The sequence below is a fragment of the Cupriavidus nantongensis genome (genome assembly GCF_001598055.1).
Classification (GTDB): Bacteria; Pseudomonadota; Gammaproteobacteria; order Burkholderiales; family Burkholderiaceae; genus Cupriavidus; species Cupriavidus nantongensis.
Window position 1 is genome coordinate 3190031 of record NZ_CP014844.1, and the last position, 16998, is coordinate 3207028.

16 protein-coding genes are annotated in these 16998 nt (G+C 68.4%); 1 reads left to right on the plus strand and 15 read right to left on the minus strand.

The features are described from left to right. Positions 1–33 precede the first annotated feature (33 nt). The 9 genes from A2G96_RS14710 to A2G96_RS14750 all read right to left on the minus strand — a co-directional run bounded on the left by A2G96_RS14710 (position 34) and on the right by A2G96_RS14750 (position 10517). Positions 34–915: a MaoC/PaaZ C-terminal domain-containing protein gene (locus A2G96_RS14710; protein ID WP_062800429.1), complete on the minus strand. Its 882-nt coding sequence runs from the start codon at positions 913–915 to the stop codon at positions 34–36. Next, positions 915–3071 (minus strand): D-(-)-3-hydroxybutyrate oligomer hydrolase, encoded by a 2157-nt coding sequence (locus A2G96_RS14715; protein ID WP_062800431.1) that lies wholly within the window; start codon positions 3069–3071, stop codon positions 915–917. The genes A2G96_RS14710 and A2G96_RS14715 overlap by 1 nt, the downstream gene beginning before the upstream one ends. 137 nt (positions 3072–3208) lie before the next feature. Then, positions 3209–4762, minus strand: coding sequence for an acyl-CoA synthetase (locus A2G96_RS14720; protein WP_062800432.1), 1554 nt, complete (start codon positions 4760–4762; stop codon positions 3209–3211). Positions 4763–4776: 14 nt separating this feature from the next. Then, positions 4777–5853 (minus strand): branched-chain amino acid ABC transporter permease, encoded by a 1077-nt coding sequence (locus A2G96_RS14725; RefSeq protein WP_062800435.1) that lies wholly within the window; start codon positions 5851–5853, stop codon positions 4777–4779. A gap of 11 nt (positions 5854–5864) precedes the next feature. Continuing rightward, positions 5865–6890: a branched-chain amino acid ABC transporter permease gene (locus A2G96_RS14730; protein ID WP_062800438.1), complete on the minus strand. Its 1026-nt coding sequence runs from the start codon at positions 6888–6890 to the stop codon at positions 5865–5867. Positions 6891–6966: 76 nt separating this feature from the next. Beyond that, a complete protein-coding gene (locus tag A2G96_RS14735) occupies positions 6967–7707 on the minus strand; it encodes an ABC transporter ATP-binding protein (RefSeq protein WP_062800440.1) in 741 nt (246 codons plus the stop codon). Next, positions 7700–8461, minus strand: a complete 762-nt coding sequence (locus A2G96_RS14740) for an ABC transporter ATP-binding protein (RefSeq protein ID WP_062802205.1) — start codon at positions 8459–8461, stop codon at positions 7700–7702. The genes A2G96_RS14735 and A2G96_RS14740 overlap by 8 nt, the downstream gene beginning before the upstream one ends. A gap of 92 nt (positions 8462–8553) precedes the next feature. Then, on the minus strand, positions 8554–9741 hold the full coding sequence (locus A2G96_RS14745) for a substrate-binding domain-containing protein (RefSeq protein WP_062800442.1): 1188 nt from the start codon (positions 9739–9741) through the stop codon (positions 8554–8556). A 116-nt stretch (positions 9742–9857) separates the two neighbouring features. After that, positions 9858–10517: a TetR/AcrR family transcriptional regulator gene (locus tag A2G96_RS14750; RefSeq protein WP_012353065.1), complete on the minus strand. Its 660-nt coding sequence runs from the start codon at positions 10515–10517 to the stop codon at positions 9858–9860. A gap of 251 nt (positions 10518–10768) precedes the next feature. Between A2G96_RS14750 and A2G96_RS14755 the strand changes: the two genes are divergently transcribed. Next, complete coding sequence (locus A2G96_RS14755) at positions 10769–11644, plus strand: alpha/beta fold hydrolase (protein ID WP_150124150.1); 876 nt, start codon at positions 10769–10771, stop codon at positions 11642–11644. Here the strand turns inward: A2G96_RS14755 and crcB are convergent. The 6 genes from crcB to A2G96_RS14785 form a co-directional block, all read right to left on the minus strand. Continuing rightward, positions 11626–12006 carry a fluoride efflux transporter CrcB gene (crcB, locus tag A2G96_RS14760; RefSeq protein WP_062800444.1) on the minus strand — a complete coding sequence of 127 codons (381 nt, stop codon included), beginning with the start codon at positions 12004–12006 and terminating at the stop codon, positions 11626–11628. The genes A2G96_RS14755 and crcB overlap by 19 nt on opposite strands. Beyond that, the gene (gene moaE / locus A2G96_RS14765) at positions 12006–12491 is read right to left on the minus strand and encodes a molybdopterin synthase catalytic subunit MoaE (protein ID WP_062800446.1); all 486 of its coding nucleotides are present in this window, start codon (positions 12489–12491) and stop codon (positions 12006–12008) included. Before moaE ends, crcB begins: the two co-directional genes overlap by 1 nt. Position 12492: 1 nt before the next feature. Further along, positions 12493–12750, minus strand: a complete 258-nt coding sequence (gene moaD / locus A2G96_RS14770; RefSeq protein ID WP_062800449.1) for a molybdopterin converting factor subunit 1 — start codon at positions 12748–12750, stop codon at positions 12493–12495. A 32-nt stretch (positions 12751–12782) separates the two neighbouring features. Continuing rightward, positions 12783–14021 carry a molybdopterin molybdotransferase MoeA gene (locus A2G96_RS14775; protein WP_062800451.1) on the minus strand — a complete coding sequence of 413 codons (1239 nt, stop codon included), beginning with the start codon at positions 14019–14021 and terminating at the stop codon, positions 12783–12785. A gap of 177 nt (positions 14022–14198) precedes the next feature. Continuing rightward, positions 14199–15644: a threonine synthase gene (gene thrC, locus A2G96_RS14780; RefSeq protein WP_062800453.1), complete on the minus strand. Its 1446-nt coding sequence runs from the start codon at positions 15642–15644 to the stop codon at positions 14199–14201. A 21-nt stretch (positions 15645–15665) separates the two neighbouring features. Further along, positions 15666–16976, minus strand: a complete 1311-nt coding sequence (locus tag A2G96_RS14785; RefSeq protein WP_062800456.1) for a homoserine dehydrogenase — start codon at positions 16974–16976, stop codon at positions 15666–15668. Positions 16977–16998 lie beyond the last annotated feature (22 nt).

Genomic DNA, 16998 nt, shown 5'->3' on the forward strand with positions numbered 1-16998 from the left:
GGCGGGATGTGATGCCAGCGATACGCGCGCCGGCTACGCGGCGCGGTCTGCAGCCTTGTCGGCGAGGTTGCGCACCAGCACCAGCGACTCGCCCTGCACCACCGCCCGGCCGTCGGCGCCGATGACAACGCTGGCGAGATTGACCAGGTCCTTGTCCGCGCGCAGCCGCACGATGCGCACGCGGGCCGTCAGCGGCTCGTCCAGACGGGCCGGCGCCGCCAGCCGCAGCGACTGCTTCATCCAGCCGGTGCCGCGGCCGGGCAGCCGGGTTCCGAGCAGGTCCGAGAACATGCCGGCCAGCAGCGGCAGCGGCACCACCGGGCCGGCGAAACCGCGCGTGCGGGCAAAGCCCGCATCGGCATGGAACGGGTTGGCATCGCCGGTCAGCGCGATGTACTCGTCCAGGTCCGCCGCGGTGAAGGCCCGCACCGCGCTCGCCTGCTGGCCCGGACGCAGGCCGTACAGGGCCGCGTCGCCGTCCTGCGCAACCGGGTCCGCTGCGACTGACTGGCCGGCCAGTGCGGCAGGACTCGCGTCCGCCAGCCAGCACGACTCGCCGACGGCCGTTACCCGCGGCGCGTGGCCGGGGCCGCCTGCACAGGTCACCGTGGTGGCGTAGGCGGCAAGCCCGGCGGGCGCCGGCTGTGCGGACAGCGCAAACTGCACCGCATCGCCAACGAACGCCGGCGCCGGGAACATCAGCGTCTGCGCGACCGGCAAGGCCGGCTGCGGCAGTTGCCGCGCGCTGTGCGCGCACAGCAGCGAGAACAGCAACATGCCGTGCGCCACCGTGGCACCGAAATGCGTGCCGCGGGCAAAGGCCGGATCGCAGTGGATCGGGTTGTCGTCGCGCGACAGCGCGGCGAAGCGGTCGAAATCGCGCTGCGACAGCACGCGCGGCAGGTCGTCGTGCATCAGTCGGGCACCTGTACGGTATTGGCGGTGACGGTGATGGCGTTGCCGGGCGCAGGCGTGGCGGCGAACGGCGGCACATTGGACGGCAGCAGCGCCGGCGCCGGGGTGTTGAGGGTGCCGCCGCGCGGCGTGGTCCGCACCACCTGCGACGGCGGCAGCGCCTTGCCGCTGGTCAGGTTGTCGTAGACCGCGTCCAAAGCCCGGTTCAGGTAGACATGCAGCGGCACATAGCGGTTGCTATAGCCCGGCACCACGCCGATGAAGGCATCGAAATGCTGCGCATTCTCGACCTCGACGTAGGACAGCTTGCTGGTCACGCCCTCCTGCTGGCGGTTCAGGCCCAGGTAGGGGCGCGAGGTATGGTTGACCGGCAGCAGCGCGTCGCTGCGCCCATGCACGATCAGCGCCGGCTTGCCGCGCAGGTTGCCGTTGCGCAGCGTCAGCGCCTGGCCGGCCTGCAGCGCGAGTGCCGCCGCATCGGAGCCGGTCAGCAGGTTGCGCAGGCAGCTGGCGCCGTCGTAGTTGAGGTCGGCGCGCTGGGTCGACGCGGACACGGATGGCAGGTTCAGGTAGGGCCCGTGCTGCGGATCGCGGTCGTTGATCAGCTGGACCGGTGCCTGCGGCGGAATGCCGTTGCCGGTGGCGTACATCGACGCCAGCGCGGCCGGTGCAACGGCGGCGGGCTTCAGGTCGGTCAGCGTGGCGGCAAAGCTGTAGCCGCACAGCCGGTCGGTCACGCTGGCCTGCGCGTAGGCATTGGCGTAGGTGACCGCGATCGCGGCGGCCACGTCGAACGCGGCCAGCGACGGATGCAGGTCATCCGATTCCGCTTCCCAGCCGGCGGCACGCAGCGCCTGCAGCGCGCTGGCGCTCTGCTGGTCGGTGTTGGCGCCGGTGACCAGCCCTTTCTCGGCCAGCGTCTGGCAGCGCGCGGCGAAGAACGGCGCCATCGTGGGATTGGTGTAGAACGGCGCCTGGGTCAGCGCGGTGGCGCGCCCGGCGCAGTGCTGCAGCAGGTTGGCGGTGGTGGTGTAGTCGTACAGCGTCAGGCCGGATGCCGCCACCTGCGCCGCACCGCGACGCACCACGATGCCGGTGTTGGGCGGCATGTTCAGGTTGGGCTCGGCCACCGCCACGCCGTCGATCAGGCCGCCGGCATCCTGCTCGGCGGCCGCCACGGCAGCGCCGCCGCCATTGGACACGCTCGATGCGATCACAAGGACCTTGTCCTGGTCCAGCGTGCGCTGGCGCGTGCCGTTGGCCGACACGGCGCCGAAGCGGTCATTGATGGCCCACAGCGCAAACTCCACCGCCTGCAGCGTGAACTTGCCCCAGTCCTTCTCCGGGTTGCGCTGCGAATGCGCGTGCTTGAACGCCAGCCGGTGCGGGTTGGCGGCGGTGAATTCGGCCAGCGAGGTAGCGCCGGCCGGCGCGGCGAAGTGCGCGTTCTTGCCGGCGGCCGCGCGCGTGGTGCGGGTGCCGTCGATCAGCGGCACCGTGTCGGTATCCAGGTCATGCGGCGCGGCGCCGGTGCCCTTGTCGGTATAGGCCACCGCGCAGCCGCGCTTCAGGCCCCATTCGCCGGTGCCGATGGCGCCATACACGCCGCGCGAGCCGGACGAGGTCGCGGTGATCAGGCACGGCCTGGCGGGGTTGAACGTGGTCGGTATCTGCACCAGCATGGTCACGTTCTGCTGGCCCGAGCCGTCGTCGGAATAGGCCAGGTACTCGACGCCCGCGACCTTGCCTTCCGACGCGGTGACATTGCCCTGCGCATCGACGTTGGGCCCATAGAGCGAGCCGTAGCCGCCGCCGGCACTGGTATCGACAATGGCGCGATAGTTGGTATAGATCGCATAGCGCCGCAGTTCCGCCGCGGTGGGCGCGGCCGGATTGAGCGGCAGCGGCGCCGTGCTGCTGGCCAGGCCGTCCTTGCCCAGGCCGCCGGTCAGCAAGTCGTCGCTGGCGCCGTCGTAGCTGTTGATGGTGACCGCGCCGATATAGGCCGGCTTGGTATTGGGGTTGCCGCCGTTGCCGTTGCCGTTGCCGTTGTCGATGTCGTCGCTGGAGCCGCATGCGGCCAGCATCGATGTGGCCGCCGCCAGCGCCGTGAGCCTGAGGCCGCGGTACCGCGGCGAATGCTGCGTGGATTGCATGTCAACCTCCTTCTGTCGCCCGCCCCGCGGGCCGTCGAGACATACGTCGATGGAAGACTGCGGAAACTGCGAAGACTGCGAAGACTTCGACCGCGAACAACGGGAACGACATCAAGCCACGGCAACTGGTGCGCGCTTCAGCCGCTGTTTCCGGCCAGGCCCGCACGCAGCTTGTGCTTTTCCACCTTGCCGGACGGCGTGCGCGGCAGCGCGTCGAGAAAGCGCACCTGGCGCGGCACCTTGTAGCCGGCCAGGTGCGCCTTGCAATGAGCGATCACGGCATCGGCGTCAAGCGCGGCACCCGGGCGCAGCACCACCAGCGCCATGCCTACCTCGCCCCAGCGCGGATCCGGCGTGCCGATCACCGCGGCCTCGGCCACGCCTGGCAGCTGGAACAGCACGTTCTCGACCTCGGCCGGATAGACGTTCTCGCCGCCCGAGATAAACATGTCCTTGGCGCGGTCGACGATGTAGTAGTCGCCGTCTTCGTCGCAATAGGCGATGTCGCCGGAATGCAGCCAGCCGTCGCGCAGCGCCTGCGCGGTGGCCTCGGGCAGGTTCCAGTAGCCCGGTGTCACGCCCGGCCCCTTGATCAGCAGTTCGCCGCGCTCGCCAGGGCCTACGTCGACGCCGAGCGGATCGACGATGCGGGTCAGCATCGATCCCACCGGCTTGCCGATGCTGCCGAGCTTGCGGCGCGCGGTGTCCTCGTCGCACACGAAGACCGTCGGGCCGGTCTCCGTCATGCCGAAGCCGAAGCGGATGGTCACGCCCTTGGCCAGGTAGGCTTCCAGCAGTGGCCGCGGCACCGGCGAGCCGCCCGCCGCCATATTGCGCACGCCGGACAGGTCCGCCTGCGCGAAGCCCGGATGCTGGCTCAGGAACAGGTACACCGACGGCACCGCGAAGAACATGGTGATGCCCGTGCCGCTGCCGCGGTCGAGCCGGGCCAGCACGGCCTGCGGCTCGAACTGCCGCATGATGTGCACCGTGCCGCCGGCGTGCAGCACCGGGTTGGCATACAGGTTCAGGCCGCCGGTATGGAAGAACGGCAGCACGTTGAGCAAGACGTCGTCGCGCGTGATCTGGTTGGCCAGCATCGCGTTGACGGCGTTGAAGAACACCATGCCGTAGGTCTGGATCACTCCCTTGGGCTTGCCGGTGGTGCCGGAGGTGTAGAGCAGGTGCCAGATTTCGTTCTCGTCGCGGCACGGCATCTCGATGATGCGGCCGGACGCGGCGTCGAGCACGGCCTCATATTCGGTCCAGCCGCCGGGCACGTCGGCGGCTTCGTCATCGGCCAGGTGCAGCACCGCGCGCAGCGGCACCGCACGCGCCAGCTCCGCCGCCACGCCCAGGAAGCCGTCGCCCGCCACCAGCACTTGCGGCGTGCAGTCGTGCAGGATCGGCAGCAGCTCGGCCGCGGGCAGGCGCCAGTTCAGGCACACCATCACCATGCCGGCCTTGGCGCAGCCATAAAGCATCTCGAGATAGTCGGAGCTGTTGTGCGCCAGCACCGCCACGCGCGTGCCCGGCGCCAGCCGCAGATGGTCGCGCAGGTATTCGGCAAAGCGGCTGGCGCGCTCGTCGACGTGGCGATAGGTCACGTGGCGGCCGCTCTCCACGTCCACCAGCGCGACCTTGTCGGGGAAATGCTGCGCGTTCCGGTGCAGCCAGTCGATCACGTACATGGGCTGGCCTCCGCTCAGCTGGCGATGTCCTGGACCGGCCCGCTGCGGCGCAGCCGCCCCACCACGCCTTGCGGGAAATAATAGACGCTGAGCACGAACAGCAGGCCCAGCCACAGCAGCCAGCGGTCGGGATGCAGCAGCGCCGACAGCAGCGGCAGCGCGGCGGTGCCGTCGCTGGCGAGCTTCATCACATCCTGCAGGTAGGTCTGCGCCAGCAGGAACAGCACGGTGCCGATCACCGCGCCGTAGAGCGTGCCCATGCCGCCGATCACCACGATCAGCAGGATGTCGACCATGATCTCGAACGACAGCGAGGTGTCGGGGCCGTTGTAGCGCAGCCAGATGGCCATCAGCACGCCCGCCAGCGTCGCGAACATCGCCGACAGCACCGTCGACACCGTACGGTAGACCACGGTGCGGTAGCCGATCGCCTCGGCGCGGAAGTCGTTCTCGCGGATCGCCTGCAGCACCCGGCCGAACGGCGAGTTGACGATGCGCAGCAGCGCCAGGAACAGCACCAGCGCGCCGCCGAATACCAGGTAGTAGCTCAGCAGCTTGCCGCTTAGCGGCACGCCCAGCCATTCGGCGTCGCCCAGCGTAAAGCCGGGACGCAGCACCTCCGGCACCTTGAAGGTCAATCCATCCTCGCCGCCGGTCCACTCCGACAGCTGCGACACCAGCGTGGCGAAGGCGGTGGCCACCGCCAGCGTGATCATGGCAAAGAAGATCGCCCGCACCCGCAGCGAGAACAAGCCGATCAGCAAGGCCAGCAGCGCCGACACCGCCAGCGCGCCGGCCGTGCCCGCCAGCAAGGCGCCCCAGCCCGGCTCCATGCGCGACATGGCGATGGCCACGCCATAGCCGCCGATGCCGAAGAACATGGTGTGGGCAAACGAGACGATGCCGGTATAGCCCAGCAGCAAATCGTAGCTGGCCACCAGCACCACGAAGATGCAGATCTTGGCCGCCATGTTGAGCGCACGCGCGCCGGGGAACGCGAACGGCGCGCACGCCAGCGCAATCAGGATCAGCAGCAGCAACGCCGCCAGCACGCGGCTGCGCGGCAGGTCGCCGGAGAGAAGTCGGATCATGGTCGTTGCCCTCAGCGCCGCGCCACCGGGAACAGCCCTTGCGGGCGCCACAGCAGGATCAGCATCATCAGCAGGATGTTGGAGAACAGAGCCACCTTGGGGAACAGGAAACCGGTGTAGTTGGCCACCAGCCCTACCAGCAGCGCGCCGACAAAGCAGCCCGTGGTCGAACCAAGCCCGCCGATGATGATCACGATGAAGATCAGCACATTGACCTGTGCCCCGATCGCCGCGGTGATGTTCTGCTGGTACAGGCCCCACAGCACGCCGCCCAGACCTGCCAGCCCTGCGCCCGCGACGAACACGCCGACGAACAGCCGGCGCACGCGGTAGCCCAGCGCCTCGACCATCTCGCGGTTCTCCACCCCGGCGCGGATCAGCAGGCCGATGCGGGTGCGGTTGAGCAGCAGCAGCATGGCGATAAAGATCACCAGCCCCAGCGCCATCGCGATCAGCCGGTATTTCTCGATCGCCGCGTCGCCGAGCAGCACTGCGCCGCGGAAGGTGGTGGGCACCTGCAGCGCGATCGTCTCCGGGCCCCAGATCGCCTTGATCAGCTGCTCGGCCACGATCATGCCGCCCATCGTGATCAGGATCTGCTTCAGGTGCTGGCCGTAGACCGGACGCACCACCACGCGCTCGAAGAACAGCCCGACCGCGCCGGCGGCCACCATCGCCGCGGCGATCGCCAGCGCGAACACCGACAGGTTCAGCGCCAGGCTGTGGGCCTCGACCCAGCCCGCCAGCGGCAGCAGCACCGACGCCGCGACATAGGCGCCCAGCGCGATGAACGCGCCATGGCCGAAGTTGAGCACGTCCATCAGGCCGAACACCAGCGTCAGCCCGGACGACACCACGAAGATGATCATCCCCATCGCCAGGCCGGCAATGGTCAGCGTGAGCCAGGTCGACGGGCTGCCGACCAGCGGAAAGGCCAGCAGCATCAGCAGCGGCGCGAGCGCGAGCGGGGTCCAGTCGAGGCGGACGCCGGGTGGTGCGGCCGGGGTTGCGGCCGGCAAGGTGGTTGAAGTTGTCATGTGTCTGTTCGTGCTGATTGTGTGCTCCCTCTCCCGCTTGCGGGAGAGGGCAGTCAACCTGCGCAACTGCAAAGGCCTACTGATGCGCCGCCAGCGACAGCCCCAGCAGCTTCTGCTGCAATCCTTCATCCTGCGCCAGCGCCGCCATCGTGCCGCTATGCACCGTGCGGCCATCGTCCATCACCGCCACCGTATCGCCCACCGACTTCGCCATATGGAAGTTCTGCTCCACCAGCAGGATCGACACCTCGGTCTGCTTCAGCTCGCGGAACACATGGATCATGTTCTGGATGATCGCCGGCGCCAGCCCCTTGGTCGGCTCGTCGACGATCAGCAGCTGGCGCGGCTCGATGATGGCGCGTGCCACCGACAGCATCTGCTTCTGCCCGCCCGACAGCACGCCGGCGCGCTGGTGCCAGAAGGTCTTCAGCGCCGGGAACATGCGGAATACCCAGTCCAGCCGGCGTTCGTCGATGGCACCGGTGCGGGCGGCCAGGCGCATGTTCTCGGCCACGGTCAGGTCGGAGAACACGCTCATGTTCTCGGGCACGTAGGCAATGCCGGCCTGCGCGATCGCCGGCGTGCTGAGGCGCGTGATGTCTGCACCATTGAAGCTGACACTGCCGGCGCTGGCCTGCCACAGGCCCATGATGGTGCGCAGCGTGGTGGTCTTGCCGGCGCCGTTGCGCCCCAGCAGCATGGTCACGCCGCCGCGCGGCACCGTGAAGCTGACGCCGTGCAGGATGTGGTACGGGCCGATATGGGTCTGCACGTCCCGCAGTTGCAGGATCGGCTGCGCCGTGGTCGCCTCAGCCATGGCTGCCCTCCTCTTCCGGCAGGCCCAGGTAGGCTTGCTGCACCACCGGCGATGCGATTACCTCGGCCGGGTCGCCATCGGCCACCAGCGTGCCGTTGTGCAGCACGATGATGCGGTCGGCCAGCGAGCGCACCACGTCCATCTTGTGTTCGACCAGCAGCACGGTCTTGCTGCGGTCCTGGCGGATCTCGCGGATCAGGTCCAGGATCACCGGCACTTCGTCGACGCTCATGCCCGCGGTGGGCTCGTCGAACATGAACACGCGCGGCTGCAGCGCCAGCAAGATGCCGACCTCCAGCTTGCGCTGGTCGCCGTGCGGCAGCGACGCCACCGTCAGCTGGCGCTTGCCGGCCAGCGCCACGCGCTCCAGGATCGCCATGGCCTGCGCCTGCAGGTCGCGGTGGGCCGACCACATCGAGAACAAATCGATGCCGCGCTGCTGCCGCGCCTGCACCGCCAGGCGCACGTTCTCCAGCACCGACAGCTGCGGGAACAGGCTGGTCAGCTGGAACGCGCGGCCGATGCCGCGCCGGGTCTTGTGCGACACCGGCAGGCGCCTCACGTCCTCGCCGTCGAGCAGGATCTGCCCTGCAGTGGGCGGCAGCTGTCCCGAGATCAGGTTGAAATACGTGGTCTTGCCGGCGCCGTTGGGGCCGACGATGCAGGTCAGCTCGCCGGGCCGGAACGCGCACGACACCGCATTGACGGCGACGTGGCCGCCAAAGCGGATGGTGAGCCCGCGCGTTTCCAGCAGCGGCCGTGCCGCGGACGCCGCCGCGCCCGCGGGCTGGCCCGCAGGCTGGGGCCGCACCGGGGCAGGCCTGGCGAAGGAGGCTGGCGCGTCCATCAGCGGTGGTTGCGCACGGGCACGTTCATTTCCTCGGGCCTGATCTCGCGCACGAGTTCAGGCACGCCCCAGGCAAAGGCCGGGTCCACCTTGATCTTGAAGTGGTACATCGATTGCATCGCCTGGTGGTCTTCCTTGCGGAAGGTCATCCGGCCCTTGGGCGTGTCGAACGACATGCCTTCCATCGCCGCGATCAGCTTCTCGGAGCCGGTTTCGCCATGAGTCTTCTTCAGCGCTTCGACCAGCGCGATGCCCGCGCTCATGCCGCCGGCGGTAAAGAAATCAGGCGGCGCCTTGAACTTGCTGTAGTGGTTGGACACCAGCCACTCGTTGGCCTTGTTCTTGGGGATGCCGAAGTAGTAGTACGTGGCCCCTTCCATGCCCGGGAAATTCTTGTAGCTGGCCATCGCGGGCAGGATATTGCCGCCGGTGGCGATCTCGATGCCGTAGCGCTTGGGATCCAGGTCGGCGATCTTGAACGGGTTGCCGGCGCCGGCCCAGATGATGAAGATCACCTTGCGGCCCGGCTTGTCCTTGAGCGAATCGAACAGCCGCTGCGCGCCCGCGGTGAAGTCGGTGGTATTGGTCGGCAGGTATTCCTCATGCACGATCTTGGCGTTCTTCAGCGCGCCCTTGAACGCCTTCACGCCATCGCGGCCGAAGGCGTAGTCCTGCGCCAGCGTGGCGATGGTCACGCCCGGCTTGTCCAGCGCCACCGCATTCGAAATCGCGTCCTGCGACGAATTGCGGCCGGTGCGGAAGATATAGCGGTTCCACTTGTCGCCGGTGATGGAGTCGGCCACGGCGGGCTCGACCAGCAGCACCTTCTTGTATTCCTCGGCCACCGGCAGCATCGCCAGCGCCGTGCCCGATGACGTCGGGCCCACCGCGATGTCGGCGCGGTCGTCGCTGTAGGCCGCGGCCAGCTGCGCCTTGGCCACGTCCGGCTTGCCCTGGGTGTCCTTCTCGATCACCACCAGCTTGTTGCCGTTGACGGTCATGGTGCCGTTGGTGGCGTACTCCAGGCCCATCATCAGGCCGGTCTGGGTCTGCTTGGCATAGGCCTCGAGCGCGCCGGTCTTGTCGTAGACGTGGGCGATGCGGATGTCCTTGGCCAGCGCGGCGCCGGTGCCGAGCAGCGCGGCGGCCAGGGCCAGGGCGCGTAGGGCGTGGGGGTTGCAATGCATTGCGGTCTCCTGGTTCGGTCTCGTTTGTGTTTGTAGGGATGAAACCTGCTGCAACTGCGTGGCATGCCGGCTGGCGGCGCATGCGGGCCGGTACGGCGCAATCGGGCCTGTCGCGCCTATCGCGTCTGGCGCGGCTGCAAGCCGTGCGCGATCAGGTCGAACGCGGTGTCGACCACCTTCTCCATCGATGGCGGACGCTTCCAGCGCGCATAGCGCATGCCGAGGAAATTGCTGATGCCGATCAGGCACCAGGCGCGCACCTCGGCATCGCCCGGCACGATCTCGCCCTGCTCTTCGGCGCGGGTCAGGCGCCGGCTGTAGAGCTCGGCGAACACCTGGAAATAGCTGCTGTAGATGGTCTCGTCGACCGAGTAGGAATCCAGCACGATCCGGTACAGGTTCTTGTGGCGCGAAACGAAGGACAGGAACGCCTTCAGGCCCAGGCGCTCGGCCTCCATCTGGGTTTCGGCGGCGGCCACGTGCTTGCGCAGGTGCGCGCGCACCAGTTCCAGCATGTGCCCGACCAGCGCGCGGAAGATGTCTTCCTTGTCCTTGAAGTACAGGTAGAAGGTGCCCATCGCCACCTTGGCTTCCTGCGTGATCTCGGAGATCGACGCGGCGTAGTAGCCCTTCTCGCCGAACACCTTCTCGGCGGCGCGCAGCAGCGCTTCGCGCGTTTTCTGCCCGCGCGCGGTCTTGGGCGGGCCCATGCCGCCGGCCGGGCCGGTGGCGTCGACGTCGGCTATGCCGGTGTCGCCAGTCTGGGTGGTGGACATCTTGTCTCCGGTGGCGCTGCGCGCCTTGTCATGGAAATGCCGACCGCTGCCTGTAATGACGGCGCCTACAGCTGCCTCCTCGCCCCTGCCGTCGCCTGGAACCGACATTCAGGCAAAACCTGATATCTGATTCATGTTTCATCGTATAAATTGCCCGGCGTGGATGTCAATAGAGGGGCACCCTCACCCGGGCAGCATCCGGGACATCCTTTGGGACATTCCTTTCCCCTTCCACCAGCCGAGACACGCCGTTGGACGCTTCCGATCCGGTACCCGCCAGCCCCGCCGCGCCGCCCTATGCGCTCCATCCGGCGCGCGGCGCGCTGCCCGGCTGGCGCGAGGCTGGCCATGGACGGCCCCTGCTGCTGCTGCACGGCTGGTCGGTCAACGGCGCGGCCTTTGACGGACAGCGCGCGCTGGCACTGGCCGGCTTCCGTGTGATCGCGCCCGACCATGCCGGGCATGGGCTGTCGCGGCAGCGCGCGGGCGCGACCATCGCGGCGCTGGCGCGCGATGTGGCCGCGCTGGTCGCGCACCTGGGGCTGGCTGACGTGGTGGTGGCGGGCTGGTCGATGGGCGCGATGGTGGCATGGGCGCTGCTGCGCGACCAGCCGCAACTATCAATCGCGGCGGTGGGCAGCATCGACATGACGCCCCGCATGGTCACCGACCCGGGCTGGCCGCATGGGCTGCACGGCCATTACGACCTCGCCCATGCCCGCCAGATGGCGGAGCGCGTCCGCGCCGACTGGCTGCGGCTGGCGCCGTCAGTGGCTTCAGGCCTGTGGGCGGCAGGACGGCGACCGCAGGCAGCGGCGACGCAGCGCGTCGCGCACATGGCGCAGCTGTGCGATGCCGCGACGCTGGCCAGCTTGTGGGAAGACATGGCGCGGCAGGATTTTCGCGACACGCTGCGCACGGCGCGCCTGCCGCTGTTTCATCTGTACGGAGAGTCCAGCCGGCTGTATGCGCCGGCAGTGGGCATGGCCACGCGGGCCTTGCATCCCGCGGCGGGGTTCAGCGTGGTGGCCGGTGCCGGCCACAGCCCGCATATGGAGCAGGCACAGGCCTTCAATGCCGCGCTGCTGGCGCTGATCCGGGACGCCGATCAGGCCAGCATGCGGTAGGTCCAGAGCCCCAGCGCGGTCAGCAGTAGTGAGCCGCCGAGATGCAGCAGCAGGTGCATCGCCGCCCAGCCATAGTCGCCGGCAATCAGGTTGGCGACGACTTCGCTCGAAAACGTCGAGAACGTGGTCAGCCCGCCAAGGAAACCGGTGATGGCCAGCAGGCGCCATTCCGGCGGCAGGCCGGCATGGGTATCGAAGAAGCCGACCGCCAGCCCGACCAGGTAGCCGCCCAGCAGGTTGGCCGCGAGCGTGCCGTACGGCATTGCCGGGTTGACGGCATTCCACAGCACCGAGAATCCCCAGCGCAGCCATGCCCCCGCCGCGGCGCCGACACCGACCGCGACAAACCCCAACGCCCCCATCAGGGCTGGTCCTCGCCGCTGGCGTTGATCGACTGGATGCCCCAGCGCTTCAGCGCGTCTTCATCGGTCACCCGTGCATCGACCCAGCGCGCGCCCTCCGGCGTTTCTTCCTTCTTCCAGAACGGCGCTTCGGACTTGAGGTAGTCCATGATGAATTCGCACGCGGCGAAGGCATTGCCGCGATGCTTCGATGCCACCGCGACCAGCACGATCTGGTCCAGCGGCAGCAGCGGGCCGACGCGATGGATGATGGTGACGCCCAGCAGTTCCCAGCGCGCGCACGCCGCCGCCTCGATCTGCGCCAGCGCCTTCTCGGTCATGCCCGGGTAGTGCTCCAGCTCCATCGCGCTGACGGCGCTGCCCTCGCTGACATCGCGCACGGTGCCGATAAAGCTGGCCACGGCGCCGACCTGCGGGTTATCGGCGCGCAGTGCCGCGACTTCCGCGCCGAGATCGAAATCCTCACGCTGCACCCTGACGCTCATCTCAGCCTCCGGTCACGGGCGGGAAAAACGCGACTTCGCAGCCGTCGGCAAGCACGGTATCGGCGCGGGCGACGGCATGGTCGACCGCCATGCGCAGCGCGCGGCCCTCGGCCAGGGTCTCGGCCCAGGCACCGCCGCGCTGGCGCAGCCACTGGCGCAGCGCGCCGACGGTACGCACCTCGGGCGGCACCTCGGCGCGCTCGGCGGATACGCCGAGCTGCTCGCGCACGCTGGCAAAGAATCGGAGTTCGATGATCATTGCTGCCTTCTGCATCCTGGTCATGCCGGCCGCTACGCGAGCAGGCCGTCAAACGGAATGAACTGCACGGTGTCGCCGCGCGCGATCGCCTGGTTGGGCGGATTGTCGATCAGGCCGTCGCCCCACACGGTGGAGGTCAGCACGCCCGAGCTCTGGTTGGGGAACAGATCGAGCCCACCCTCAGGGTTGATTCGCGCGCGCAGGAACTCGTTGCGGCGGTCGCCCTTGTTCAGCTCGAAATCGGCGCGCAGCGGCAGGCGCCGCGGCGTCACCTCGGCCACGCCCTGCAGGCGCAGGATGAACGGGCGCACGAACAGCAGGAAGGTCACGAAGCTGGACACCGGATTGCCCGGCAGCCCCACGAAAAACGCCGGCGCGCTGCCGCTGTCGACCTGCCCGAACGCCAGCGGCTTGCCCGGCTTGATCGCGATCTGCCACATATCGAGCCGCCCTTCGGCTTCGACCGCGGGCTTGATATGGTCTTCCTCGCCGACCGAGACGCCGCCCGAGGTAATGATCAGGTCATGGCCCTGCGCCGCGCGGCGCAGCGTCTCGCGCGTGGCCGCCAGCGTATCGGGCACGATGCCGAAGTCGCTGACCTCGCAGCCCAGGTTTTCCAGCAGGCCGCGCAGCGTGAAGCGGTTGGAGTTGTAGATCGCACCCGGCTTGAGCGGCTCGCCCGGCATCGCCAGTTCGTCGCCGGTGAAGAACACCGCGACGCGCACGCGGCGCACCACCTCCAGCTGCGCCTGGCCGACCGATGCGGCCAGCCCCAGCGCCTGCGGCGTCAGCCGCGTGCCGGCCGGCAGGATCACGCTGCCGGCTTCGATGTCCTCGCCGGCGCGCCGCACCCATTCGCCCGACTGCGGCACGTGGTTGACGATCACGTCGTCACCGTCGGCCGTGCATTGCTCCTGCATCACCACGGCATCGGCGCCGGGAGGAATCAGCCCGCCGGTGAAGATGCGCGCCGCGGTGCCCGGCTCCAGCGCGGTGCCGACATGGCCGGCGGGAATCCGTTGCGACACGCGCAGCCGCGTGCCCGCGGCCGGCACGTCAGCGGCGCGCACGGCGTAGCCATCCATCGAGGTATTGTCGGCCGGCGGCACGCGCAGCGTGCTCGTCACCGGCGCGGCCAGCACGCGGCCGTTGGCGGCCAGCGTGTCGATCGGCTCGGCCTGCGCCAGCGGCCGGGCGGCGGCAAGCAGCGCGTCGAGCGCCTGGGCCATGGTCAGCATCGGGGGACGGGAAGGTGCTGCGGCTTGAGTCATGGTGCGATGTGGGAAAGGGTTGGCCCATGAAAAACGGCCCGCGCATTGCCGGCACCCGCGCGCGGGGCTGGCAATCCGGGGACCGTGGATCGGGCCCGCAGCCTGATTGTAGCGAGTTGGACCGGACCCGGCACGCGGCGGCGCCGCAGCCACGTCCGCGTCCGTACCTTCCCGCGCTTACAGGCCGGTGTGGCGGGCGATATAGGCCTTCACCTGCGCGGCGTCGGCGGGCATCACCTCGAAGCGCTGCGGCAGGCTCTCGATACCCTCGAACTTCGCCGGGCGCTCCGGCTCGTGGCCGAGCGCTTCGCGGATGGTGTCGGCAAATTTTGCGGGCAGCGCGGTTTCCAGCACCACCATCGGCACGCCGGCGCTGAGATGCTCGCGCGCCACCTTGATGCCGTCGGCGGTATGCGTGTCGATGGTGATGCCATAGCGCGACGACAGGTCGCGGATGGTCGCCAGCCGGTCCTGGTGCATGCTGCGTCCCGAGACGAAGCCGAACTGGCGGATGCGGTCGAATTCCGGCGTGCCCGCCAGGTCGAAGCCGCCCTTCTCTTCCACGTCGCGGAACAGCGCCGCCAGCTTGCCGGCATCCTGGCCCAGCAGGTCGAACACGAAGCGCTCGAAGTTCGAGGCCTTGGAGATGTCCATGCTGGGGCTGGAGGTGTGGTAGGTCTCGGCCGACTTGCGCACGCGGTAGGCGCCGGTGCGGAAGAACTCGTCGAGCACGTCGTTCTCGTTGGTGGCGACCACCAGCTTGTCGATCGGCAGGCCCATCATGCGCGCGATATGGCCGGCGCAGACGTTGCCGAAGTTGCCCGAGGGCACGCAGAACGAGACCTTCTGGCCGGGACCGTCGGTCGCCAGCAGCCAGCCCTTGAAGTAATACACCACCTGGGCCACCACGCGCGCCCAGTTGATCGAGTTGACCGTGCCGATCTTCTGGCGCGCCTTGAAGGCGTGGTCGTTCGAGACCGCCTTGACGATGTCCTGGGCGTCGTCGAACACGCCGTCGATGGCGATGTTGAAGATGTTCGGGTCCTGCAGGCTGAACATCTGCGCGGTCTGGAACGCGCTCATCTTGCGGTGCGGGCTCAGCATGAACACGCGGATGCCGCGCTTGCCGCGCATCGCGTATTCGGCCGCGCTGCCGGTGTCGCCGGAAGTGGCGCCGAGGATGTTCAGCTCCTGCCCGGCGCGCGCCAGCGCGTACTCGAACAGGTTGCCGAGCAGCTGCATCGCCATGTCCTTGAACGCCAGCGTCGGGCCGTTGGACAGGCCCAGCAGCTGCAGCTTCGTGCCGCCTTCCTCGCCCAGCGTGCGCAGCGGCGTGATGTCGGCGGTGTTGTCGCCGGCGCGCGCGTTGCAGTACACCTCGGCGGTGTAGGTCTTGCGCGTCAGCGCGCGCAGGTCTTCGGCGGGAATGTCGTCGCAGAACTTGCGCAGGATCTCGTAGGCCAGGTCGGCGTACGGCAGCTTGCGCCACGCTTCCAGCTCATCGGCCGTGACCTGCGGATACTGTGCGGGCAGGTACAGCCCGCCGTCCGGCGCCAGGCCGCCCAGCAAAATCTCGGAAAACGATTGCGGCATCTCGTGGCCGCGGGTCGACTGGTATTTCATGACAATGGTCCGGTCCGGCCCTTAGTTCAGTTCTTCCATGCGCAGGCGCGTCACCGCGGACAGCACGGTGGGCAGTGCCTCGATCCTGGCGATGGCGGCGTTGACGTGCTTCTCGCGCGTGATGTGGGTCAGGATGATGATGTCGGTCTGCGGCTCGCCTTCGCGCGATTCCTTCTGCAGCATGGCGTCGATCGAGATCCCGCCCTCGGCCAGGATGCGCGTGATCTCGGCCAGCACGCCGGTCTCGTCGGACACGCGCATGCGCAGGTAGTACGAGCTGTTGATCTCTTCGATCGGCAGCACCGGCACGCTCGACAGCTCGTCAGGCTGGAACGCCAGGTGCGGCACGCGGTGCTCGGGATCGGCGGTGTGCAGGCGGGTCACATCGACCAGGTCGGCGATCACCGCCGAGGCGGTCGGCTCGGCGCCGGCGCCCTTGCCGTAGTAGAGCGTGGCGCCGACGGCGTCGCCCTGCACCAGCACCGCGTTCATCGCGCCTTCCACATTGGCGATCAGGCGCGTGGCCGGCACCAGCGTCGGATGCACGCGCAGCTCGACGCCGTCTTCGCGGCGGCGGGTGATGCCGAGCAGCTTGATACGGTAGCCCAGTTCTTCGGCGTACTTGATGTCGATGGCCGACAGCTTCGTGATGCCTTCCACGTGGGCCTTGTCGAACTGCACCGGCATGCCGAAGGCGATCGCGCTCATCAGCGTGACCTTGTGCGCGGCGTCGACGCCCTCGATGTCGAAGGTCGGGTCGGCCTCGGCGTAGCCCAGCTGCTGCGCTTCCTTCAGGACCGCGTCGAAATCCAGGCCCTTGTCGCGCATCTCGGACAGGATGAAGTTGGTGGTGCCGTTGATGATGCCGGCGATCCACTGGATGCGGTTGGCGGTCAGGCCTTCGCGCAGCGCCTTGATGATGGGGATGCCGCCGGCCACCGCGGCCTCGAAGGCGACGATCACGCCCTTCTTGCGCGCGGCCTCGAAGATCTCGTTGCCATGCACGGCCAGCAGCGCCTTGTTGGCGGTGACCACGTGCTTGCCGTTTTCGATCGCCTTGAGCACCAGCTCGCGCGCAATGCCGTAGCCGCCGATCAGTTCGATGACGATGTCGATGTCGGGGCGGTTGACCACCGCGTTGGCGTCGCTGACGACTTCCACTTCCCCGTTGGTCAGCTCGCGCGCGCGTTCGGTGTTGAGATCGGCCACCACGGCAATCTCGATGCCGCGGCCGGCGCGGCGACGAATTTCTTCCTGGTTGCGCTTGAGCACGTTGAACGTGCCGCTACCGACGGTACCGATGCCGAGCAGGCCAACTTTGATGGGGTTCATGGACAATCTTCTGAGTTGCTAA

Coding starts and splice junctions, on each gene's coding strand:
- A2G96_RS14735 (WP_062800440.1), bottom strand. CDS start 7,707: ATGGCTGAGGCGACCACGGCGCAGCCGATCCTGCAACTGCGGGACGTG.
- moaD (WP_062800449.1), bottom strand. CDS start 12,750: ATGATCATCGAACTCCGATTCTTTGCCAGCGTGCGCGAGCAGCTCGGC.
- A2G96_RS14720 (WP_062800432.1), bottom strand. CDS start 4,762: ATGTACGTGATCGACTGGCTGCACCGGAACGCGCAGCATTTCCCCGAC.
- A2G96_RS14785 (WP_062800456.1), bottom strand. CDS start 16,976: ATGAACCCCATCAAAGTTGGCCTGCTCGGCATCGGTACCGTCGGTAGC.
- A2G96_RS14710 (WP_062800429.1), bottom strand. CDS start 915: ATGCACGACGACCTGCCGCGCGTGCTGTCGCAGCGCGATTTCGACCGC.
- A2G96_RS14745 (WP_062800442.1), bottom strand. CDS start 9,741: ATGCATTGCAACCCCCACGCCCTACGCGCCCTGGCCCTGGCCGCCGCG.
- A2G96_RS14725 (WP_062800435.1), bottom strand. CDS start 5,853: ATGATCCGACTTCTCTCCGGCGACCTGCCGCGCAGCCGCGTGCTGGCG.
- A2G96_RS14750 (WP_012353065.1), bottom strand. CDS start 10,517: ATGTCCACCACCCAGACTGGCGACACCGGCATAGCCGACGTCGACGCC.
- A2G96_RS14730 (WP_062800438.1), bottom strand. CDS start 6,890: ATGACAACTTCAACCACCTTGCCGGCCGCAACCCCGGCCGCACCACCC.
- A2G96_RS14715 (WP_062800431.1), bottom strand. CDS start 3,071: ATGCAATCCACGCAGCATTCGCCGCGGTACCGCGGCCTCAGGCTCACG.
- moaE (WP_062800446.1), bottom strand. CDS start 12,491: ATGAGCGTCAGGGTGCAGCGTGAGGATTTCGATCTCGGCGCGGAAGTC.
- thrC (WP_062800453.1), bottom strand. CDS start 15,644: ATGAAATACCAGTCGACCCGCGGCCACGAGATGCCGCAATCGTTTTCC.
- A2G96_RS14775 (WP_062800451.1), bottom strand. CDS start 14,021: ATGACTCAAGCCGCAGCACCTTCCCGTCCCCCGATGCTGACCATGGCC.
- crcB (WP_062800444.1), bottom strand. CDS start 12,006: ATGGGGGCGTTGGGGTTTGTCGCGGTCGGTGTCGGCGCCGCGGCGGGG.